The sequence below is a fragment of the Enterobacter asburiae genome (assembly GCA_011754535.1).
GTDB classification, from domain to species: Bacteria; Pseudomonadota; Gammaproteobacteria; order Enterobacterales; family Enterobacteriaceae; genus Enterobacter; species Enterobacter cloacae_N.
This window is the reverse complement of record JAAQVN010000001.1, coordinates 415,095-437,458: the sequence shown is the minus strand read 5'-3', so window position 1 is coordinate 437,458 and position 22,364 is coordinate 415,095. Positions and strand designations below refer to the sequence as shown.

Genomic DNA, 22,364 nt, shown 5'->3' with positions numbered 1-22,364 from the left:
GTGCCTTTTTTCTTTTTAGGCGTTACCTAAATACAACAATTCAATATCAACTTGTTAATAAGCAAGGCAGGTCTTTATGTTTGGAGCAGAACTCGTCATCGTCCTGTTGGCGATTTATTTGGGCGCGCGGCTCGGGGGTATCGGCATTGGTTTTGCCGGCGGCCTCGGGGTGCTCGTGCTTACCCTTATCTTTCAGATTAAACCCGGCGCAATCCCTTTTGACGTTATTGAAATCATCATGGCGGTTATTGCTGCTATTGCGGCCATGCAGGTCGCAGGCGGTATGGACTACCTGGTGAGCCTGGCGGAACGCATGCTGCGCCGCCATCCGAAATATATAACCTTCCTCGCCCCGCTGGTGACCTGGTTTATGACCATTCTCGCGGGAACCGGCCACACGGCATTTTCCACGCTGCCGGTGATTACTGAAGTGGCAAAAGAGCAGGGTATTCGCCCGTCTCGTCCGCTCTCTATTGCTGTAGTGGCGTCTCAGATTGCCATTACCGCATCGCCAATCTCTGCCGCCGTAGTCTTCTTCGCGGGTATCCTTGAGCCAATGGGCGTGAGCTACCTGACGCTGCTGGCGATCTGTATTCCGGTTACGCTGATTGCGGTGATGATTACCGCCGTGCTGTGTAACTTCCTCGGCGCCGAGCTGAAAGACGATCCGGTTTACCAGGAGCGTCTGGCAAAAGGTGAAGTGAGCCTGCGCGGTAGCCAGGTCTTCGAACTGAAGCCGCACGCGAAACGCTCCGTGCTGCTGTTCCTGATCGGTATTGTCGCCGTGATGTTCTACGCGACCGCCATCAGCGACACTGTGGGGCTGATTCAGAACCCGGTGCTGCCACGTAACGAAGCGATTGTGGTGTTCATGCTGACCATTGCGACGCTGATTAGCATCACCTGTAAAATCGACACCAGCGAAGTGCTGAACGCCAGTACCTTCAAATCCGGCATGAGCGCCTGCGTGTGCGTACTGGGCGTGGCGTGGCTCGGTGACACCTTCGTGAAAGCGCATATTAGCGATATCCAGACCGTGGCGGGTGACCTGCTGCACAACTACCCGTGGCTGCTGGCAGTGGTACTGTTCTTTGCCGCGACGCTGCTTTACTCCCAGGCCGCCACCACCAAAGCGTTGATGCCTGCTGCACTGATGTTAGGCGTCACACCGCTGACGGCGATTGCCTCTTTTGCCGCCGTTTCTGCGCTGTTCGTTCTGCCAACCTACCCAACCCTGCTGGCGGCGGTTGAGATGGACGATACCGGCTCAACCCGCATCGGTAAGTACGTGTTTAACCACGCGTTCCTGATCCCGGGTGTGGTGGCGATTACGCTTTGCGTCGTCCTCGGCTTTATCATCGGCGGCATTGTGCTGTAAACGGTTAGCCGTTGTAAAAATAGTTAAAATCGGGCCGCTATGCGGCCCGTTTCATTAATGACCAATCGCCTTGCGTGATATAGTGAAGACTTTCGTGATGAGGAGGTCGACTTGTGAACACGCCTGATGCTGTTGTTGTACTGTGTACCGCCCCTGATGAAGCCTCTGCCCAGGATCTCGCCGCCAAAGTGCTGGCCGAAAAACTGGCAGCCTGCGTAACGCTGCTGCCCGGCGCGACCTCCCTCTATTACTGGGAAGGCAAGCTGGAGCAGGAGTATGAAGTCCAGATGTTACTTAAAACCAATCTGGCGAATCAGCAGGCGCTCCTTGACTGCCTCAAGTCTCATCATCCTTACCAAACCCCGGAGCTGCTGGTGCTGCCAGTGGTCCACGGCGATAACTACTATCTCTCATGGCTCAACGCTTCTTTACGCTGATCCTGCTGCTGTGCAGCACGTCAGTATTTGCCGGGTTGTTTGACGCACCCGGCCGTTCAAACTTTATTCCTGCCGACCAGGCGTTTGTTTTCGATTTTCAGCAGAACCAGCACGATCTCAATCTGACCTGGCAGGTGAAAGAGGGCTACTATCTCTACCGCAAGCAGGTCAGCATCACGCCTGCAAAGGCTAGCGTCGGCGCGTTGCAGATGCCCGCTGGCGAGTGGCACGAGGACGAGTTCTACGGTAAAAGTGAAATCTATCGCCAGCGCCTGAGCGTGCCCGTTACGGTGAACCAGGCAGATAAAGACGCCACGCTGACGGTGACGTATCAGGGCTGTGCCGATGCGGGCTTCTGCTACCCACCAGAAACGAAGGTCGTTCCGCTTAGTGAAGTTAAATCGGCTGCCTCCCCTCTCCCCTCAGGGGAGAGGGCCAGGATGAGGGGTGAAGGCGAAGCTGCTTCCGACCTTCCTTTCTCAGCGCTTTGGGCCTTACTGATTGGCATCGGCATTGCCTTTACCCCGTGTGTGCTGCCGATGTATCCGCTTATCTCCGGGATTGTGCTGGGCGGCAAACAGCGTCTTTCTACCGCCCGCGCCCTGCTGCTGGCGTTTATCTACGTGCAGGGTATGGCTCTCACCTACACGGTGCTCGGGCTCGTGGTCGCCGCGGCCGGGCTACAGTTCCAGGCGGCGCTCCAGCACCCTTACGTGCTTATCGGCCTGTCCGTCGTATTTATCCTGCTGGCGCTGTCGATGTTTGGCCTGTTCACGCTGCAGCTGCCCTCTTCGCTGCAAACCCGCTTAACGCTGATGAGCAATCGCCAGCAGGGTGGCTCCGCGGGCGGCGTATTCGCAATGGGTGCCATCGCCGGGTTGATTTGCTCCCCCTGCACCACCGCGCCGCTCAGCGCTATCCTGCTGTACATTGCCCAGAGCGGAAACATGTGGCTCGGCGGCGGTACGCTGTATCTCTATGCGCTCGGTATGGGCCTGCCGCTGATTCTGGTGACGGTATTTGGCAACCGCCTGCTGCCGAAGAGCGGCCCGTGGATGGAGACGGTGAAAACCGCGTTTGGCTTTGTCATTCTGGCGCTCCCGGTGTTCCTGCTGGAGCGTATTATTGGTGACACGTGGGGTCTGCGCCTGTGGGCCATGCTCGGCGTGGCGTTCTTCTCATGGGCGTTTATCGTCAGCCTGGGGGCCAAAAAAGCGTGGATGCGTCTGGTGCAAATTCTCCTGCTCGCCGCCGCGTTGGTGAGTGTGCGTCCGCTTCAGGACTGGGCGTTCGGCTCGCCGGTGGGCCAGACGCAGGCACATTTAAACTTTATACACGTTAAGAACGTCGATGAGCTCAACAGCGCGCTGGCGCAGGCAAAAGGCAAACCGGTGATGCTCGATCTCTATGCCGACTGGTGTGTCGCCTGCAAAGAGTTTGAAAAATACACCTTTAGCGATCCTCAGGTGCAAAACGCCCTGAAAGATACGGTGTTGTTCCAGGCAAACGTCACGGCCAACAATGCGCAGGATAAGGCCCTGCTTAAACACCTTACCGTGCTCGGGCTGCCGACCATTCTGTTCTTTAATGAACAAGGGGAAGAGCAGCCAGAACAGCGTGTAACCGGGTTTATGGATGCAACGGCATTCAGCGCGCATTTGCGCAATCGCCAACCGTAAACAACACTTTAGACGGGACATACCGTTGGGAATAGCGGAGGAGACAACCGTGCAACGCGAAGACGTACTGGGACAAGCCCTGCAACTACTTGAGATTCAAGGGATCGCCAGCACCACGCTTGAGATGGTAGCCGACCGTATCGATTACCCTCTGGATGAGCTAAAGCGCTTCTGGCCGGATAAAGAGGCGCTGCTTTATGATGCCCTACGCTATCTTAGCCAGCAGGTGGATATCTGGCGCAGGCAGCTAATGTTAAATGAAGAGCTGACGGCTGAGCAAAAGCTGCTGGCACGCTACACCGCCCTGACAGAATGCGTCAGCAACAATCGTTATCCGGGCTGCCTGTTTATTGCTGCCTGTACGTTTTACCCCGATCCTGGCCATCCAATACACCAGCTGGCGGATCAGCAAAAACGTGCGGCGCATGACTTCACCCATGAACTGCTGACAACGCTTGAAGTGGATGACCCGGCAATGGTCGCTAAGCAGATGGAGCTCGTACTGGAGGGCTGTTTGAGCCGCATGCTGGTGAACCGTAGCCAGGCAGATGTGGATACGGCGCACCGTCTGGCGGAAGACATTCTGCGCTTTGCCCAGTGTCGTATGGGTGGGGCGTTGACCTAGACCAGCATGCCCGCCCAGGCAGAGATGAGAAGACATAGCGCCATCAGGCGCTGAAACCGCACCATCGCCACGGTGGTGCGAAACACCCGGCTTACCGCCTTCCCCAGCCACGCCCAGCACATCAAACACATCACAGAAATCAGTAAGAACCATAGCGCCATCAGCGCAATATCTCTTAACGGGTGAATGCTCACGGGGGCAAAAAGACTCACTACCGCCAGCGCCATCATCCACGTTTTCGGATTCACCAGCTGCAGCAGCGCTGCGGCTTGCGCCGTGAAACGATGAGGCGCCTTCTCAGCAATATTCGCCGCAGGTGCGCGATACAGCTGCCAGCTCATCCAGGTGAGCCACAGTACGCCTGCCCAGCTCATTGCCTGGCGTATCAGAGGAAACTGGCGCAACACCTCCCCGGCGCCGGCACCCGATACCAGCACAATCAGACTCGCCGTAATACATCCCCCCAAAATGGCAGGGACGGTATTTTTCACGCCAAAGTGCTGGCTGTTGGTGAGAACAAGAATATTCGTCGGACCGGGCGTTATCGACGCGACAAAGGCAAACAGCAGATAAGGCATCAGGCTCACAGGGGGCTCCTTTTTTCTTAGAGCCATCACTGTGCCGTTATTTTCTGGAAACGTCTGGAAGGTTTGTGCACAACCGGCGGTAGTGGGCGGGGGAAATGCGGTATGCGCGCTGGAACCAGCGTCCCAGATGGCTCTGGTCTGCAAAGCCGAGCGCTGTAGCGACATTAACAGGCTGCTCGCCGTGCGCCAGCAGCTGTCGCGCCTTTGCCAGACGCAGCTGAATAAGCCAGGCGTGCGGCGCCAGGTTGAACTCACGCTTAAAACAGCGCGTCAGCGTAAAGCGATCCGTGCCCGTCTCGCGCGCAAGGTCTGACAGCCCCACGTTCTCGCCGATATGCGCATAAAGATAGTCACGTGCGCGGTGCGCCACGGCAGCGCTCTGTAGCTGCGACGGGAGTTTCTTACGCCAGTGGCAATGGGAGGTGATCTGAGAGAGCAGCTTATCCATTGTGCTTTGCTGCACAATTTTCATCTCATCGCTATGCAGCGCGTTAAACGTCTCGCCGATAGAACGGACCAGCTGAGGTTCTCGCGTTAGCGTTTGAGCAAAGTGAAGCGAGTAGCGGTCCGGCGTGGCTTCATATAATCCCCGGAGGGTGCGCGTCAGCCATTGCTCGTCAAGATAGAAGGTCAGATAGGTAAAGCCCCCTTCCACAGGCGCGTCGCCGTCGTGAATTTCACCCGGCTCCAGTAAGAACGCATCACCCGGATGGCTGCGGTGACGTTCGCGACGACAGTGGAACTGCTGGGTGCCTGAAAGGGTAATCCCCACCAGATAGCTATCGTGCCAGTGGGGATCGAAGGCATGGCCTTCGAAGTGCGCTTTAATCGTTTCAATACCGGTATCCGCATGCTGACGGAGCTCAAGCCAGTCTTTTGCCATACTGCCCTCCTGTTGTTATCAGCATTGCCTCACAGGCTGGTATTGTCTGGAAGTTTTGTGCATTTTCACGGCGAAAACGAACAGATTGCCGCAAACTTAAGCAGTTGAACAGCTTTTCCTGAAATAATGTTGACGATAAGGCGCGATTGCGGTTTAATGCGCTCCGTTGCCCGGATAGCTCAGTCGGTAGAGCAGGGGATTGAAAATCCCCGTGTCCTTGGTTCGATTCCGAGTCCGGGCACCACTATTTAAAGAACCCAGCCTATGGCTGGGTTTTTGCTTTTCTGCGTTTATAAATCCCTTCTTTATATTCTTGCTTCTCTTTGCCGTGGGATCGTGCGGTCTGCGTTGCCGGATGGCGGCTTTGCCTTATCCGGCCTACTAAGCCCGCAGCGCTACTGGTTTTTTCTACGCACAAAGCAAAAAACCCCGCACCTTACGGTACGGGGTTCTTCTTGATTGATGCCTGGCAGTTCCCTACTCTCACATGGGGAGACCCCACACTACCATCGGCGCTACGGCGTTTCACTTCTGAGTTCGGCATGGGGTCAGGTGGGACCACCGCGCTAAAGCCGCCAGGCAAATTCTGTTAATCTGTATCAAGGCTGAAAATCTTCTGTCTCTTCCGCCAAAACACCTTCGGCGTTGTAAGGTTAAGCCTCACGGTTCATTAGTATCGGTTAGCTCAACGCATCGCTGCGCTTACACACCCGACCTATCAACGTCGTCGTCTTCAACGTTCCTTCAGGAGACTTAAAGTCTCAGGGAGAACTCATCTCGGGGCAAGTTTCGTGCTTAGATGCTTTCAGCACTTATCTCTTCCGCATTTAGCTACCGGGCAGTGCCATTGGCATGACAACCCGAACACCAGTGATGCGTCCACTCCGGTCCTCTCGTACTAGGAGCAGCCCCCCTCAATTCTCCAGCGCCCACGGCAGATAGGGACCGAACTGTCTCACGACGTTCTAAACCCAGCTCGCGTACCACTTTAAATGGCGAACAGCCATACCCTTGGGACCTACTTCAGCCCCAGGATGTGATGAGCCGACATCGAGGTGCCAAACACCGCCGTCGATATGAACTCTTGGGCGGTATCAGCCTGTTATCCCCGGAGTACCTTTTATCCGTTGAGCGATGGCCCTTCCATTCAGAACCACCGGATCACTATGACCTGCTTTCGCACCTGCTCGAGCCGTCACTCTCGCAGTCAAGCTAGCTTATGCCATTGCACTAACCTCCTGATGTCCGACCAGGATTAGCTAACCTTCGTGCTCCTCCGTTACTCTTTGGGAGGAGACCGCCCCAGTCAAACTACCCACCAGACACTGTCCGCAACCCGGATTACGGGTCCACGTTAGAACACCAGCCATTAAAGGGTGGTATTTCAAGGACGGCTCCACGCAGACTGGCGTCCACGCTTCAAAGCCTCCCACCTATCCTACACATCAAGGACCAGTGTTCAGTGTCAAGCTATAGTAAAGGTTCACGGGGTCTTTCCGTCTTGCCGCGGGTACACTGCATCTTCACAGCGAGTTCAATTTCACTGAGTCTCGGGTGGAGACAGCCTGGCCATCATTACGCCATTCGTGCAGGTCGGAACTTACCCGACAAGGAATTTCGCTACCTTAGGACCGTTATAGTTACGGCCGCCGTTTACCGGGGCTTCGATCAAGAGCTTCGCGTTGCCGCTAACCCCATCAATTAACCTTCCGGCACCGGGCAGGCGTCACACCGTATACGTCCACTTTCGTGTTTGCACAGTGCTGTGTTTTTAATAAACAGTTGCAGCCAGCTGGTATCTTCGACTGATTTCAGCTCCACCCGCAGGGGCTTCACCTACATATCAGCGTGCCTTCTCCCGAAGTTACGGCACCATTTTGCCTAGTTCCTTCACCCGAGTTCTCTCAAGCGCCTTGGTATTCTCTACCTGACCACCTGTGTCGGTTTGGGGTACGATTTCGTGTTACCTGATGCTTAGAGGCTTTTCCTGGAAGCAGGGCATTTATCACTTCAGCACCGTAGTGCCTCGTCATCACGCCTCAGTGTTAAAGTGAACCGGATTTGCCTGGAACACACACCTACACGCTTAAACCGGGACAACCGTCGCCCGGCTGACATAGCCTTCTCCGTCCCCCCTTCGCAGTAACACCAAGTACAGGAATATTAACCTGTTTCCCATCGACTACGCCTTTCGGCCTCGCCTTAGGGGTCGACTCACCCTGCCCCGATTAACGTTGGACAGGAACCCTTGGTCTTCCGGCGAGCGGGCTTTTCACCCGCTTTATCGTTACTTATGTCAGCATTCGCACTTCTGATACCTCCAGCAGCCCTCACAGGCCACCTTCGACGGCTTACAGAACGCTCCCCTACCCAACAACACATAGTGTCGCTGCCGCAGCTTCGGTGCATGGTTTAGCCCCGTTACATCTTCCGCGCAGGCCGACTCGACCAGTGAGCTATTACGCTTTCTTTAAATGATGGCTGCTTCTAAGCCAACATCCTGGCTGTCTGTGCCTTCCCACATCGTTTCCCACTTAACCATGACTTTGGGACCTTAGCTGGCGGTCTGGGTTGTTTCCCTCTTCACGACGGACGTTAGCACCCGCCGTGTGTCTCCCGTGATAACATTCTTCGGTATTCGTAGTTTGCATCGGGTTGGTAAGCCGGGATGGCCCCCTAGCCGAAACAGTGCTCTACCCCCGAAGATGAGTTCACGAGGCGCTACCTAAATAGCTTTCGGGGAGAACCAGCTATCTCCCGGTTTGATTGGCCTTTCACCCCCAGCCACAGGTCATCCGCTAATTTTTCAACATTAGTCGGTTCGGTCCTCCAGTTAGTGTTACCCAACCTTCAACCTGCCCATGGCTAGATCACCGGGTTTCGGGTCTATACCCTGCAACTTAACGCCCAGTTAAGACTCGGTTTCCCTTCGGCTCCCCTATACGGTTAACCTTGCTACAGAATATAAGTCGCTGACCCATTATACAAAAGGTACGCAGTCACACCACGAAGGTGCTCCCACTGCTTGTACGTACACGGTTTCAGGTTCTTTTTCACTCCCCTCGCCGGGGTTCTTTTCGCCTTTCCCTCACGGTACTGGTTCACTATCGGTCAGTCAGGAGTATTTAGCCTTGGAGGATGGTCCCCCCATATTCAGACAGGATACCACGTGTCCCGCCCTACTCTTCGAGTTCACAGCCTGTGCATTTTCGTGTACGGGAGTATCACCCTGTACCCTGCGACTTTCCAGACGCTTCCACTAACACACAAGCTGATTCAGACTCCGGGCTGCTCCCCGTTCGCTCGCCGCTACTGGGGGAATCTCGGTTGATTTCTTTTCCTCGGGGTACTTAGATGTTTCAGTTCCCCCGGTTCGCCTCGTTAACCTATGTATTCAGTTAACGATAGTGTGACGAATCACACTGGGTTTCCCCATTCGGACATCGCCGGGTCAAAGGTTCATATCACCTCGCCGGCGCTTTTCGCAGATTAGCACGTCCTTCATCGCCTCTGACTGCCAGGGCATCCACCGTGTACGCTTAGTCGCTTAACCTCACAACCCGAAGATGTTTCTTTCGATTCATCATCAAATTGCGAAAATTTGAGAGACTCGGACACACATTAACTGTGTGTCGTTTCAATTTTCAGCTTGATCCAGATTTTTAAAGAGCAAATATCTCAAACATGACTCGTAAGTCAGTTTTGAGATATGACGGCAGGTGACTTTCACTCACGAACCAGCAAGTGGCGTCCCCTAGGGGATTCGAACCCCTGTTACCGCCGTGAAAGGGCGGTGTCCTGGGCCTCTAGACGAAGGGGACACTGAAGTCTCAATCGCAAGACGCCTTGCTGCTTACTTTTCATCAGACAATCTGTGTGAGCACTGCAAAGGCAGGTTCTTTAAGGTAAGGAGGTGATCCAACCGCAGGTTCCCCTACGGTTACCTTGTTACGACTTCACCCCAGTCATGAATCACAAAGTGGTAAGCGCCCTCCCGAAGGTTAAGCTACCTACTTCTTTTGCAACCCACTCCCATGGTGTGACGGGCGGTGTGTACAAGGCCCGGGAACGTATTCACCGTGGCATTCTGATCCACGATTACTAGCGATTCCGACTTCATGGAGTCGAGTTGCAGACTCCAATCCGGACTACGACGCACTTTATGAGGTCCGCTTGCTCTCGCGAGGTCGCTTCTCTTTGTATGCGCCATTGTAGCACGTGTGTAGCCCTACTCGTAAGGGCCATGATGACTTGACGTCATCCCCACCTTCCTCCAGTTTATCACTGGCAGTCTCCTTTGAGTTCCCGGCCGGACCGCTGGCAACAAAGGATAAGGGTTGCGCTCGTTGCGGGACTTAACCCAACATTTCACAACACGAGCTGACGACAGCCATGCAGCACCTGTCTCAGAGTTCCCGAAGGCACCAAAGCATCTCTGCTAAGTTCTCTGGATGTCAAGAGTAGGTAAGGTTCTTCGCGTTGCATCGAATTAAACCACATGCTCCACCGCTTGTGCGGGCCCCCGTCAATTCATTTGAGTTTTAACCTTGCGGCCGTACTCCCCAGGCGGTCGACTTAACGCGTTAGCTCCGGAAGCCACGCCTCAAGGGCACAACCTCCAAGTCGACATCGTTTACGGCGTGGACTACCAGGGTATCTAATCCTGTTTGCTCCCCACGCTTTCGCACCTGAGCGTCAGTCTTTGTCCAGGGGGCCGCCTTCGCCACCGGTATTCCTCCAGATCTCTACGCATTTCACCGCTACACCTGGAATTCTACCCCCCTCTACAAGACTCTAGCCTGCCAGTTTCGAATGCAGTTCCCAGGTTGAGCCCGGGGATTTCACATCCGACTTGACAGACCGCCTGCGTGCGCTTTACGCCCAGTAATTCCGATTAACGCTTGCACCCTCCGTATTACCGCGGCTGCTGGCACGGAGTTAGCCGGTGCTTCTTCTGCGGGTAACGTCAATCGACAAGGTTATTAACCTTATCGCCTTCCTCCCCGCTGAAAGTACTTTACAACCCGAAGGCCTTCTTCATACACGCGGCATGGCTGCATCAGGCTTGCGCCCATTGTGCAATATTCCCCACTGCTGCCTCCCGTAGGAGTCTGGACCGTGTCTCAGTTCCAGTGTGGCTGGTCATCCTCTCAGACCAGCTAGGGATCGTCGCCTAGGTGAGCCGTTACCCCACCTACTAGCTAATCCCATCTGGGCACATCTGATGGCAAGAGGCCCGAAGGTCCCCCTCTTTGGTCTTGCGACGTTATGCGGTATTAGCTACCGTTTCCAGTAGTTATCCCCCTCCATCAGGCAGTTTCCCAGACATTACTCACCCGTCCGCCACTCGTCACCCGAGAGCAAGCTCTCTGTGCTACCGTTCGACTTGCATGTGTTAGGCCTGCCGCCAGCGTTCAATCTGAGCCATGATCAAACTCTTCAATTTAAGTTTGATGCTCGTGAATTAAACTTCGTAATGAATTACGTATGTTCACTCAGAGACTTGGTATTCATTTTTCGTCTTGCGACGTTAAGAATCCATGTCACTTTGAGTGCCCACACAGATTGTCTGATAAATTGTTAAAGAGCAGTTGCAACGCGGCTTTCAGCTCACCGTTGCGAGGTGGCGTATATTACGCTTTCCTCTTTCAGAGTCAACCCGTTATTTCAGGATTTTTTCTCTTCAACCGAACCGCTTGTTGTGTGAAGTGATTCACATCCGCCGTGTCGATGGAGGCGCATTATAGGGAGTTCTCCGCAGGCCGCAACCGTTAAATAACAGAAAAATGACTGACTGCTGCATTCCACAGCAAAACCCCGCCTTATACCTTTTTACACACAGACTTATCCACAATTACATCAGGATCCCGGTGCGATCCTGCGAACTGAAAGGGAAGATCATCTATACTAGCGGCAAATATTCTTCTCCGCAGAGCCCCCTTCATGAATACACAACGCCTGCGCCGCGACTGGCACCTTCCTGGAGCCGGGTTAATATTGCTGGCAATCCTCTTCGCGGGATTTACCCTGCATACGCACTGGAACGCCTTTATCCAGTGGTGTCTTGCCACGCAAATTACCCTGCACCGTTATCTGGTGATGTATCTGCTGCAGCTTAACAACCACCAGTACAGCGGCGGATTATGGCTCTTAACGGGCGCTTTCCTCTATGGCGTCCTTCACGCCATCGGGCCGGGGCATGGAAAATTCATAATGACGACCTATCTGACCACCAATAAGGAGAGCGAGCTGGCCGCCCGCGTGGTCCCCTTCATTGGCAGCCTGATGCAGGGCGTTAGCGCGATTCTGTTCGTCTTTATTCTGGCGGTGGGGTTTAACCTCGCGTCAGGCGATATCAGTACCAGCCGCTGGTACGTTGAGAAGATAAGCGCCGTGCTGATTGGCGCGTTTGGTGCTTTCATCATTTACCAGACGCTGAAGAGCCTGCGTTCGCGCAGAATGACGGTCTCCGCCATTAATCCGCTCCATCAGCATAATGAACGCTGTGGCTGTGGCCATCATGGCGTGGGCGCAGATCTGACACAAGGTGACTGGAAAACGCGTCTGGGCGTCATTCTGGCGATTGGCGCACGCCCTTGCAGCGGTGCGATCATGATTCTGATGTTTTCGAACGCGCTGGGCATTGTCACCTGGGGGATGGCGGCCGTTATGACCATGTCTTTAGGAACGGCACTCTCTATTATGGGGCTATCACTGGCGGTTCGTTATGCCCGTGAACGCACGGTGGCATGGTTCGGAGGAAATAGCTCGTTAAGATGGCTGGTGCCGGCAGTTAAAATTGCCGGAGGGGTCGTCCTGATCCTGTTCGCGGCCATTCTTTTCCTGACGGTCATCCCCATCAGCGCCAACGGCGACTACATCGCCGCCGGATGCTAATAAAAGAAAACCCGCCGTTGGCGGGTTTTCTTTATTACTCGTTAATCCGAGGATGTTGATCAACAAGACGGGAGCGTTTCTTCTGCAGCTCTTCAATCTCTGCGTCGATATCCTCAATCTTTTGCTCAACGTTGTCGTAATGCTCGCGCAGGATCTCTTTCGCTTCCTGAATATCGGATGCCGCAGGCGTCGCCCCTTTCAGAGGACGGTTTGCCGTCTCCTTCATGGTCAGGCCGGTCGCCAGACCGACTACCGCGATAACCATCAGGTAATAGGCTGGCATCATCAGATTCTGCGTGCTTTCCACCAGAGAGGCAGCAAGCGTAGGCGTCAGGCCAGCAATCAGAACAGAGATGTTGAACGCTGCCGCCAGCGCGCTATAACGAATGTGCGTCGGGAACATCGCAGGTAACGTAGATGCCATCACCCCGATAAAGCAGTTCAGTATCACCGCCAGCATCAGCAGACCCGCGAAAATCAAACCCAGCACGTTACTGTTGATCAGAATAAAGGCCGGGATCGCCAGCGCAAACAACGCCACACTCCCCAGGATGATAAACGGTCGACGGCCAAAGCGGTCGCTCAGCAGACCCATAATTGGCTGCACGAACAGCATACCCACCATGATGGCGATAATGATCAGCACGCCGTGATCTTCCGAGTAGTGCAGGTTATGCGACAAATAGCTCGGCATGTAGGTCAGCAGCATGTAATAAGTGACGTTGGTGGAAATCACCAGACCAATACAGGTCAGCAGGCTGCGCCAGTGCTTCGTCGCAATCTCTTTAAAGGAGACTTTCGGACCATCCTGCAGGCCTTCGCGGTCACCTTGCTCCAGTTTCTCAACGTGCTGCTGGAAGGCAGGCGTCTCTTCCAGCGCGTGACGCAGGTAAAGACCGATAATACCCAGCGGAAGCGCGATAAAGAACGGGATACGCCAGCCCCAGTCGAGGAAGTTCTCCTCACCGACCACGGTTGAAATCAGAACCACGACGCCCGCGCCCATCACAAATCCGGCAATCGAACCAAAGTCCAGCCAGCTGCCCATGAAGCCGCGCTTACGGTCAGGGGAATACTCCGCGACGAAGATCGACGCACCGGTATACTCGCCCCCGACGGAGAAGCCCTGCGCCATCTTACAAAGCAACAGCAGGATAGGTGCCCAGATGCCGATCGTGGCGTAGGACGGAATCAGGCCGATACAGAACGTACTGATCGACATAATGACAATGGTGATAGCAAGTATTTTCTGGCGACCGTATTTGTCACCGAGCATACCGAAGAACAGACCGCCCAGCGGGCGAATGAGGAAGGGAACAGAGAACGTACCCAGTGCGGCAATCATCTGCAGGCTGGGGTCAGCCCCGGGGAAGAACACTTTACCTAACGCGTAGGCGACAAAGCCATAGACACCAAAATCGAACCATTCCATCGCATTACCAAGCGAGGCTGCGGTAATGGCTTTACGCAGTTTTGCGTCATCAATAATGGTGACGTCGCGCAGTGTGATGGGTTTAACCTTTTTCCTTCTTAGCATAGCTATCCTCGTTGACTCGGCCCTGTCTGTTTCACAGTCCAGTTAGCGTGCTGCGAACCATGGGATCCGCTCCATGCGAATCGCCTTATTCAAGCGTAGCAGGTTTACTTACATTGACGTTTTCCGTCGATACAACCGAACCTGTTGACGCCTGTCTGGGCAGTTAATGACCTTTTTACCCTACCAGCGTTTATATTTGTGATCAACTTCACACATATATTTATGCTGCGTAAAGTGAAGACAGCATTTGTCAACTTCCGAAAATAAGACCTTCCTCAACCCTTCCCATGATAATGATTTTCAGCATGATCCGTTTTCTTTTTATCCCGGAATATAGGCACATTTTTACAAGAGATTTACATAAAACCTCACCTGACAGAACGCGTCGTAAAGTTTACATTCAATATGTGATACAGATAACTAAAACAACGTTTTATTTTCATTGAATCATTATTCCAGTGATCGCATGATAATTCCCGAAACATAGCACCAGGTGCTTTCTGGTAAGAGAAAAGAAGAGCACTTACTGCATTTTGGTTGCGGGGTTATCAAATACAAACCATCAAAAAACCCCTCATCAAGTTGAATTTATTGATTTTTTATTTACACCTACCGCTCGCCACGAGTGGTGAAAATTATGAGGGTTGTATATGAAGATTAAAGCCACGATAGAACGTATACCGGGTGGTATGATGCTGGTGCCGCTGGTACTCGGCGCCATTCTGAATACATTAGCACCTGATACCGGGGCTTATTTTGGTGGTTTCACAAAAGGGATGATTACGGGTACCGTTCCCATCCTGGCCGTCTGGTTCTTTTGTATCGGCGCATCCATTAATTTACGCGCTACGGGTACCGTATTACGCAAATCCGGAACGCTGGTGATAACCAAAATAGCGGTCGCCTGGGTTGTCGCAATGATATGCGCGATGTTCATTCCGGAAAATGGAATTCAGACCGGTTTCTTCGCCGGGCTATCCGTCCTGGCGATTGTCTCGGCGATGGATATGACCAACGGCGGGCTGTATGCCAGCCTGATGAACCAGTACGGAACGAAAGAGGAGTCCGGCGCATTTGTTTTGATGTCTCTGGAATCCGGCCCGCTCATGACGATGCTGATCCTGGGGTCCGCTGGCCTGGCTTCTTTTGAGCCGCACCACTTTGTCGGCGCGATCCTGCCGTTTCTGATCGGTTTTGCCCTGGGTAATCTGGATCACGATCTGCGTGATTTCTTCAGCAAAGCTACGCCAGTGCTGATCCCGTTCTTTGGCTTTGCGCTGGGCAACACCATCAACCTGAACGTGATCCTTGATACGGGACTGCTGGGGATTGTGCTGGGTGTCGCGGTTATCATCATCACCGGTATTCCGCTGATTATTGCCGACCGCGTGATCGGGGGAGGAAACGGCACGGCGGGCGTTGCCGCCTCTTCAGCCGCAGGCGCTGCCGTCGCAAACCCGGTAATTATCGCCCAGATTAACCCGGCTTTCGAACCGGTGGCCACTTCCGCGACGGCACTGGTTGCCGCAAGCGTGATTGTCACCGCGATCCTGGTGCCCATCATCACAGCGCTGTACGCAAAACGCTACGGAAATGCACCCAAGCAGGAATTAGAACAGGAAACTGTAGAACTTCATCATTAACACACCGCACCCGTCTATCCCCTCTCCCCTATGGGGAGAGGGCCAGGGTGAGGGGGGGTCAACCAAAAATCTCCTCCACCATCGCATCCACCAGCCGTTTTGCCGAACACAGCCTCGGCATACCCAGCGCGACGGTCTGCCAGCTTTGCGTTACTGACCAGCTCACCGGGTGTGCATCCGCCTGACACCAGTCGCCGAGCCAGCCCAGCATGTCTTTATGATCGATTAAACCCGCCGAAGCGGGCGTAGTCAGCCACTGATGATAAAAATGGCGCGTCGTGGGAGACGCATTGATGCCCTGAGCCAGGTAGTTGGCAGCCATGCTGCGTAAATTATCCTTGAGCATTGCCGACACATCGTCGTTCGCCAGACGGCATGCATCGCCAAATGCTCCCCAGCGCAGCTCTTCGAGGACGATGAAGCAGCGCCCGGCCAAAGACCAGCCATCATAGTGGCCGGCTCGCCAGCGGGTGAAAATTTGTTCACTGTGCTCGCCCGCCTGTACCGTCAGTCCACGCTGGGTCAGCGCCTTTTCTTTATAGGCAGCACGTTGGGTAAAATGAGAGGAGAGCTGCGCGTACTGCTCAAGCAGGCCGGGGGATGGCTGAGCGCGCAAGTGGGCCTGCTGGCGCAGCGCAATCAGTTTATCGGCCATCAGCGTCAGCGCGAGATGGCCCGGATCCAGCATGCCGGCAAGTTTTTCCGCCAGCCCCAGGCGCAGGGCCGCGTTCTCATTAAGCATTCCCGCCATCGCCCAGGGCCGTAGCCGAGTGTGCGTCATGATTTCCTGAGTCAAACGCTCACGAAACTGCAGCTGCTGCGGCCCCAGATGGGGATATCGCGCCGCGTCCACGCCCTGCACAAGATCGACCATAAACTTGGGATGAATACACTCCAGCGTCCGCCCGGGACCGTCCAGTAGCTGTGTTGTCATGGTTGCTCTGCCGCGAATAGTGTTTGAATATCATCGCGTAACAGTCGGGTATCTTCCTGAATCCACGCCGCAGTCGTAATGCTTTGCTTCAACAGCTGGCTGAGCGCTCGGGTCGAATGCTCATTTTGTTGACGCACTGCGAGGCTATCACGCAAGCTTTCCTGTAAGCCGGTCAGGCATAACGAAAATTCTGCAAAGAATGTCGCCATTCCGGCCGTAACAGAGACATCGACCTGAGCGGACAAAGCTTTACGTATTTGTTCACAAAACTGATCAATATGTTGCTTAAATTTGTCATGCAGCTGCGCAATGTCGATAACATAGCGCGTGCGCGTGACCACATAATCATCCCAGCCCCAGCCAGGATTATTCAGCCACCGCGAAACGGTTTCACGCATACTGCTCCCGGCGGAAGGCTGACCTGCCGGGCGGTTATCCTCCGCAATAGCATCGTTAAACAGGGACCGCGTATTGAAATTAAGCTGGTTAGCCTGAAAAGCCGGGAAGCTGATCCGCGCCCGGAAGCCGGCATGGCTCAGATGCTCTTTAATACGCGTTTCAATGGGGCGCATAGCTTCATTCAGCGAACGCGCCAGCGTAGATTCCAGCTGATCGAAGCGTAACGCCAGCTCCCTGCAGATTTTCGTCTGCGCATCCAGCATGATCAGTTCACAGGAGGAGCGAATTTTACTCAGCGCGATCTGCGCCTGCCCTTCATCATCCAGAACCAGCTGTTTCAGCTCTTGCGGTTCGTCACTGCGGTGATTCAGCCGGTCAATGCCTGCCAAATCAAGAATATTGTGAGTGCTGAAAACCTGATCAATCGACTGATGAAGCGCCGTTTTCTGGGCCCCCATAAAGTCCGCGGTAGCGTTCAGCGCCTGCTCAACTTCATGTTTCACCTCATCGCTCACCGCGCGCTGACGCGTTTGCAGCAGCGCCATATCTTCTTCAAGACGCGCGATGTTCATTTCCAGCGCCTCAAAGGCCACCGTCAGCCCCTGATAGCGGAAGTCGAGATACTCCCGGGCATTCTGCGCGTAGTTGAGCAACTTATGCGACGCCGAACGCAGCGCGAATAACGAGGCATTGGCATAGGCGGCGTAAATCAGTTTGCGTATCGGTTGTTCAAACAGCGAATCTTCCCACAGCAAATCGGCTGCGTGACGGATATGGTCAATATCGTCCAGGTCCGCCGTACGCCAGCGGCGTCCGAGGGCAGCTTCGGCAAAATCCTGCACCCAGGGCTGCTCCTGATGATCCGGCAGGCGTCCGTGGCTATTCATTTCGTAGCGCGCGCGGTTTGCCAGATACGCCCACATAGATGAAACAGGGTAGATCTGGCCAGGCGAAATATTGCCTTTCATTAAGGTGCCAGAGATCATAGCCCTGACCTGCTCTTCATCGTCGCTATTGCGATCCTTCTGGTCGAATTTATTCACCAGCGCATAAAGAGGCACTGATTTCCCCGCCACCGAAATAGCCTGACGGACCTCTTCATCAGAAATAGATTTAAGCTGGGTATAATCCATCACCGCCAGCACCGCCGACGCGCGGGCGAGCTGTTCGCTAAGCATTTTTTGCAGATGCGGTTGTCCAGCCTCATTGGGGCCGGGGGTATCGAGCAGCGTCAACTGCCCGAGGTGGGCATCCAGACCCGCAAGATGCACGAACTCCACTTCAATCACCGGAATATGTTCGATGGCCGCGTATTCGGAAAACGGAAACGCCACGCCCAGCGCCTGGGAGAGTCTCACCAGGTCATTGAGACTTTTCAGGCAATGAAATATTGGCTGCGCGCCCAGATGATGCTTTTCAAAGGCCTCGCCTCTCTCAATGCGTTCAAGCAGCGTATTCATGTCCTTATCAATTTCCAGATGCAAAGCCAGCTTGCCGCGATCGTAATCGCAGAGCTTTTTCTGCAGCAGGTGGATCAAATCATCAATAGGAGAGGCATGTGAGAAGTGGAGCACCGGCTCCTTCTGGCCTGGCGTATGACGGATCAGCGTAGGAAGCGCCGTCATTGGGCGGTTGCGGTTCGGCAACACTTCGGTACCTATAATGGCATTAATGGTGGTCGATTTCCCCGCTTTCATCGTGCCAACGATAGCCAGAACCATTTCCAGACGTGTTATTTTGCGTAATTCATTATTCAGAGTTGCCTGCTGTGCTTCAACGCCCCGCGCACTAAAATGCAAAGGCAGAACGTTGTTCTTTTCTCCCGTAATAGCCGCCGTCGTGTTCTCCAGCATCGCTGTCGGCATTGACCTCAGGGTATCGAGATTTTGCAGGGCGAGCTGTAACAAACGTTCAGCTTCCTGGCTTAATTCAAAAATGGTCTGTGTGTGCATGATAAAAGCCTTTCCTTAACGCAAATTTATTACTTTTATTAAGCCACTTGTTTTAATTATAATGTTCAGGCTTATATGATCACGTGTGGAAAACATGTTCACCGGAATATAACTGATTGAAGATAATCAGAAATAAATGGCTATCCCTGCATGGCGTGTAAAGCTCTCCTCAAGGCCCGGAAGCCAAAAGATAAAAAGCCTGACCCATTTTAAGAAGCTCCAAGATATATCATCATTATTTACCCACCTAAAAAGAGAGGGATAGGCCGCCGCCATAAGAAATGTATGGCAGCAAAGTTCGAAGATAAATAACAATGTGTTGCTTCACCTTATCTGAAATGAAGGTGCGTAGCAATTTGCCGTAATAAAATATTCGATATATTTAGCGACTTCTCTTTCCACCGTGTTAATGACGTTAGCATCGCTTAGCTGACTGACAGTAAGTGTCACTCACAATACATTTTCTGCGTTTTTTAAATTCACAATATCACCGACAAACGTGTGGATTTGCGCTATACTTGCCGCCTTTTTCGGCACTCTGCCGTCATTAAGCTGGCACTTTCCAGCGCGTTAACACTTTTGAGGATACCGATATGCAACTCCCACACTGTCCAAAATGCAATTCTGAATACACCTATGAAGATAATGGCATGTTCATCTGCCCGGAATGCGCACACGAATGGAATGATGCCGAGCCAGCGCAGGATGCTGATGCGCTGGTCGTCAAAGATGCGAACGGCAATCTGCTGGCGGATGGCGACAGCGTAACCGTGGTCAAAGATCTGAAGGTGAAAGGCAGCTCTTCCATGCTGAAGATTGGTACCAAAGTGAAGAATATCCGTCTGGTTGAAGGCGATCATAATATCGACTGCAAAATTGACGGCTTCGGTCCAATGAAACTGAAATCTGAGTTCGTGAAAAAGAACTGATTTACCCGCCCGGTGGCGCTTCGCTTACCGGGCTTTCGGGAACTACACTTAACGGGCTTTTCTTACGTGAGGTAAAGATTATGCCGTTAAGTCCCTACATCTCTTTCGCCGGCAACTGTGCAGAGGCTACCGTCTTCTATCAGCAGGCCGTCGGCGCAGAACTCCTCTATAAAATAACCTTCGGCGAAATGCCAAAAAGCGATAACAGCGAAGAAGGCTGTCCGTCCGGCATGCAGTTTCCGGATTCGGCTATCGCTCACTCCAATGTCCGCATTGCGGGCAGCGATATCATGATGAGCGACGGGCTGCCGCCGGGCAGCAGCGCACAGTACGCGGGCTTCACGCTGGTGCTCGACACGCAGGATGTGTCGGAAGGCAAGCGCTGGTTCGACAACCTCGCCGATGGCGGCAATATCGAAATGGCCTGGCAGGAAACCTTCTGGGCGCACGGCTTCGGTAAGGTCACCGACAAATACGGCGTGCCGTGGATGATTAACGTTGTTAAGCAACAGCACTAATTTTCGGGCGGTGGGCGGTCTGCCTCCGCCTGTCATCAAACTCCCCTCAACTCTTCAAACTCCCGCAACCTGCACTTAACCCAAATGTCATATTGATGCGCCAGCATGAGGCCACATTTATCGTGAGGCCCAGCACATGCAAACTGTTATCCGCGTCGAGAAACTGAGCAAAACCTTCAATCACAACAAGGCGCTGCATGCCGTTGATCTGACCGTCCAGCAGGGCGACATGGTGGCGCTTCTCGGGCCGTCTGGTTCGGGAAAATCCACCCTTTTACGCCACTTAAGCGGCCTCATTACCTGCGATAAAACGCCGGAAAGCCACGTCGAGCTGCTGGGCAACACCGTGCAGCGCGCAGGGCGTCTGGCGAGCGATATTCGAAAAAGCCGCGCCCGGACGGGCTACATCTTCCAGCAGTTCAACCTGGTGAACCGTCTTACGGTGCTGGAGAACGTGCTGATTGGCGCCCTCGGCAGCACCCCGTTCTGGCGCACCTGCCTGCGCTGGTTCTCCCCATCCCAGAAGCAGGAAGCCTTACAGGCGCTGACCCGCGTCGGCATGGCGCACTTCGCCCACCAGCGCGTCTCCACCCTCTCCGGTGGACAACAGCAGCGCGTCGCCATCGCCCGCGCGCTGATGCAGAAAGCGCAAATCATTCTGGCCGACGAGCCTATCGCCTCGCTGGACCCGGAATCGGCGCGCATCGTGATGGAAACCCTGCGCGACATCAACCAGAACGACGGCATTACCGTGGTGGTCACGCTGCATCAGGTGGATTACGCCCTGCGCTACTGCGAGCGCATTGTCGCCCTGCGGCAGGGGCATGTCTTCTTTGATGGCGCGAGCCATCAGTTTGATAACGAACGTTTTGATCATCTCTACCGCAGCGTAAACCGCGTCGAAGAGCACGCGCATGCTGCATAACGTCCCCATAACGAGGAATGGAAATGAACTATAAAGCCGTTGCCGCGCTGGCCTTTACCAGCATGTTCAGCATCAGCACCCTGTTAAGCCCGGCGTATGCGGAAGAGCAGGAAAAAGCGCTGAATTTCGGCATTATTTCGACGGAATCACAGCAGAACCTGAAGCCTCAGTGGGAACCGTTCCTGAAAGATATGGAAACCAGGCTGGGGATCAAAGTAAACGCCTTTTTCGCCCCGGACTACGCGGGCATCATCCAGGGAATGCGCTTCAACAAAGTGGACATTGCCTGGTACGGTAACCTCTCGGCGATGGAAGCGGTGGACCGCGCCAACGGCCAGGTCTTTGCCCAGACCGTTGCGGCAGATGGCTCCCCTGGCTACTGGAGCGTACTGATCGTCAACAAAGACAGCCCGATCAACACCCTCAACGACATGATCGCCAAACGCAAAGAGCTGACTTTTGGTAACGGCGATCCGAACTCCACCTCCGGCTTCCTCGTTCCCGGCTACTACGTCTTCGCGAAAAACAACATCTCCACCAGCGACTTCAAACGCACGGTGAACGCCGGGCACGAAACCAACGCGCTGGCCGTGGCGAACAAGCAGGTGGACGTTGCCACCAACAACACAGAAAACCTCGACAAGCTGAAGACCTCCGCGCCGGACAAGCTGAAAGAGCTGAAGGTCATCTGGAAATCGCCGCTGATCCCTGGCGACCCGATCGTCTGGCGCAAAAATCTCTCCGAAAGCACCAAGGACAAGGTCTACGACTTCTTTATGAACTACGGCAAAACGCCGGAAGAGAAAGCGGTTCTGGAACGTCTGGGCTGGGCGCCGTTCCGTGCGTCCAGCGATCTGCAGCTGGTCCCGATTCGCCAGCTGGCTCTGTTTAAGCAGATGCAGGCCGTGAAGGACAACAAAGGGCTGAAGGACGAGGAGAAGACCAGCAAAGTGTCTGAAATCCAGGCTCAACTGGAAGACCTCGACCGCCTCACCGCCGCGATCGGCGCGATGACCAGCGTGAATAAAGCGGTGCAGTAGT

General features: G+C 54.1%; 15 protein-coding genes, 2 tRNA genes and 3 rRNA genes. 11 read left to right on the top strand and 9 right to left on the bottom strand.

Annotated features, from left to right (window positions below):
* The first annotated feature begins 76 nt into the window (after positions 1-76).
* From HBM95_01985 to HBM95_01970, 4 genes are all read left to right on the top strand, one after another.
* Positions 77-1,378, top strand: coding sequence for an anaerobic C4-dicarboxylate transporter (locus HBM95_01985; protein ID NIH41715.1), 1,302 nt, complete (start codon positions 77-79; stop codon positions 1,376-1,378).
* 113 nt (positions 1,379-1,491) lie between these two features.
* Positions 1,492-1,815, top strand: a complete 324-nt coding sequence (gene cutA / locus HBM95_01980; protein NIH41714.1) for a divalent cation tolerance protein CutA — start codon at positions 1,492-1,494, stop codon at positions 1,813-1,815.
* On the top strand, positions 1,791-3,494 hold the full coding sequence (locus HBM95_01975; protein ID NIH41713.1) for a protein-disulfide reductase DsbD: 1,704 nt from the start codon (positions 1,791-1,793) through the stop codon (positions 3,492-3,494). Before cutA ends, HBM95_01975 begins: the two co-directional genes overlap by 25 nt.
* 49 nt (positions 3,495-3,543) lie before the next feature.
* Positions 3,544-4,119 (top strand): transcriptional regulator, encoded by a 576-nt coding sequence (locus tag HBM95_01970; protein ID NIH41712.1) that lies wholly within the window; start codon positions 3,544-3,546, stop codon positions 4,117-4,119.
* Here HBM95_01970 and HBM95_01965 read toward each other — a convergent pair.
* Complete coding sequence (locus tag HBM95_01965; protein NIH41711.1) at positions 4,116-4,706, bottom strand: LysE family translocator; 591 nt, start codon at positions 4,704-4,706, stop codon at positions 4,116-4,118. The two genes, HBM95_01970 and HBM95_01965, sit on opposite strands and share 4 nt — an antisense overlap.
* 37 nt (positions 4,707-4,743) lie before the next feature.
* Positions 4,744-5,589, bottom strand: a complete 846-nt coding sequence (locus HBM95_01960; protein NIH41710.1) for an AraC family transcriptional regulator — start codon at positions 5,587-5,589, stop codon at positions 4,744-4,746.
* 168 nt (positions 5,590-5,757) lie between these two features.
* Here HBM95_01960 and HBM95_01955 point away from each other — a divergent pair.
* A tRNA-Phe gene (locus tag HBM95_01955) sits at positions 5,758-5,833 on the top strand.
* 220 nt (positions 5,834-6,053) lie between these two features.
* Here the strand turns inward: HBM95_01955 and rrf are convergent.
* The 4 genes from rrf to HBM95_01935 form a co-directional block, all read right to left on the bottom strand.
* A 5S ribosomal RNA gene (gene rrf / locus HBM95_01950) occupies positions 6,054-6,169 on the bottom strand.
* Positions 6,170-6,220: 51 nt separating this feature from the next.
* A 23S ribosomal RNA gene (locus HBM95_01945) occupies positions 6,221-9,151 on the bottom strand.
* A 183-nt stretch (positions 9,152-9,334) separates the two neighbouring features.
* A tRNA-Glu gene (locus HBM95_01940) sits at positions 9,335-9,410 on the bottom strand.
* Positions 9,411-9,485: 75 nt separating this feature from the next.
* Positions 9,486-11,035: ribosomal RNA gene (locus tag HBM95_01935) — 16S ribosomal RNA — on the bottom strand.
* Together the 16S, 23S and 5S rRNA genes with 1 tRNA gene alongside form the textbook arrangement of a ribosomal RNA operon.
* A gap of 497 nt (positions 11,036-11,532) precedes the next feature.
* Here HBM95_01935 and HBM95_01930 point away from each other — a divergent pair.
* Positions 11,533-12,486, top strand: a complete 954-nt coding sequence (locus HBM95_01930) for a nickel/cobalt transporter (protein NIH41709.1) — start codon at positions 11,533-11,535, stop codon at positions 12,484-12,486.
* Positions 12,487-12,520: 34 nt separating this feature from the next.
* Here the strand turns inward: HBM95_01930 and proP are convergent, their stop codons facing one another.
* Positions 12,521-14,023, bottom strand: a complete 1,503-nt coding sequence (gene proP / locus HBM95_01925) for a glycine betaine/L-proline transporter ProP (GenBank protein ID NIH41708.1) — start codon at positions 14,021-14,023, stop codon at positions 12,521-12,523.
* 650 nt (positions 14,024-14,673) lie between these two features.
* Here proP and kdgT point away from each other — a divergent pair.
* A complete protein-coding gene (gene kdgT / locus HBM95_01920; protein ID NIH41707.1) occupies positions 14,674-15,666 on the top strand; it encodes a 2-keto-3-deoxygluconate transporter in 993 nt (330 codons plus the stop codon).
* A 58-nt stretch (positions 15,667-15,724) separates the two neighbouring features.
* Here the strand turns inward: kdgT and HBM95_01915 are convergent, their stop codons facing one another.
* Positions 15,725-16,600, bottom strand: a complete 876-nt coding sequence (locus tag HBM95_01915) for a hypothetical protein (protein NIH41706.1) — start codon at positions 16,598-16,600, stop codon at positions 15,725-15,727.
* On the bottom strand, positions 16,597-18,951 hold the full coding sequence (gene crfC, locus HBM95_01910) for a clamp-binding protein CrfC (protein ID NIH41705.1): 2,355 nt from the start codon (positions 18,949-18,951) through the stop codon (positions 16,597-16,599). The genes HBM95_01915 and crfC overlap by 4 nt, the downstream gene beginning before the upstream one ends.
* A gap of 593 nt (positions 18,952-19,544) precedes the next feature.
* Here crfC and HBM95_01905 point away from each other — a divergent pair.
* From HBM95_01905 to phnD, 4 genes are all read left to right on the top strand, one after another.
* Entirely contained in the window at positions 19,545-19,880 is a 336-nt protein-coding gene (locus HBM95_01905) for a phnA family protein (protein NIH41704.1), read from the top strand.
* Positions 19,881-19,960: 80 nt separating this feature from the next.
* A complete protein-coding gene (gene yjdN, locus HBM95_01900) occupies positions 19,961-20,398 on the top strand; it encodes a VOC family metalloprotein YjdN (GenBank protein ID NIH41703.1) in 438 nt (145 codons plus the stop codon).
* A 136-nt stretch (positions 20,399-20,534) separates the two neighbouring features.
* Positions 20,535-21,323, top strand: a complete 789-nt coding sequence (phnC, locus tag HBM95_01895; protein NIH41702.1) for a phosphonate ABC transporter ATP-binding protein — start codon at positions 20,535-20,537, stop codon at positions 21,321-21,323.
* Positions 21,324-21,346: 23 nt separating this feature from the next.
* Positions 21,347-22,363, top strand: a complete 1,017-nt coding sequence (phnD, locus tag HBM95_01890) for a phosphonate ABC transporter substrate-binding protein (GenBank protein NIH41701.1) — start codon at positions 21,347-21,349, stop codon at positions 22,361-22,363.
* The last annotated feature ends 1 nt before the right edge of the window (position 22,364 follow it).

Bases quoted from the DNA above. Each gene is read 5' to 3' on its own strand.
- HBM95_01905 (NIH41704.1), top strand. From the start codon at position 19,545: ATGCAACTCCCACACTGTCCAAAATGCAATTCTGAATACACCTATGAA.
- HBM95_01915 (NIH41706.1), bottom strand. From the start codon at position 16,600: ATGACAACACAGCTACTGGACGGTCCCGGGCGGACGCTGGAGTGTATT.
- HBM95_01985 (NIH41715.1), top strand. From the start codon at position 77: ATGTTTGGAGCAGAACTCGTCATCGTCCTGTTGGCGATTTATTTGGGC.
- HBM95_01975 (NIH41713.1), top strand. From the start codon at position 1,791: ATGGCTCAACGCTTCTTTACGCTGATCCTGCTGCTGTGCAGCACGTCA.
- HBM95_01930 (NIH41709.1), top strand. From the start codon at position 11,533: ATGAATACACAACGCCTGCGCCGCGACTGGCACCTTCCTGGAGCCGGG.
- kdgT (NIH41707.1), top strand. From the start codon at position 14,674: ATGAAGATTAAAGCCACGATAGAACGTATACCGGGTGGTATGATGCTG.
- HBM95_01960 (NIH41710.1), bottom strand. From the start codon at position 5,589: ATGGCAAAAGACTGGCTTGAGCTCCGTCAGCATGCGGATACCGGTATT.
- proP (NIH41708.1), bottom strand. From the start codon at position 14,023: ATGCTAAGAAGGAAAAAGGTTAAACCCATCACACTGCGCGACGTCACC.
- crfC (NIH41705.1), bottom strand. From the start codon at position 18,951: ATGCACACACAGACCATTTTTGAATTAAGCCAGGAAGCTGAACGTTTG.
- phnC (NIH41702.1), top strand. From the start codon at position 20,535: ATGCAAACTGTTATCCGCGTCGAGAAACTGAGCAAAACCTTCAATCAC.
- phnD (NIH41701.1), top strand. From the start codon at position 21,347: ATGAACTATAAAGCCGTTGCCGCGCTGGCCTTTACCAGCATGTTCAGC.
- yjdN (NIH41703.1), top strand. From the start codon at position 19,961: ATGCCGTTAAGTCCCTACATCTCTTTCGCCGGCAACTGTGCAGAGGCT.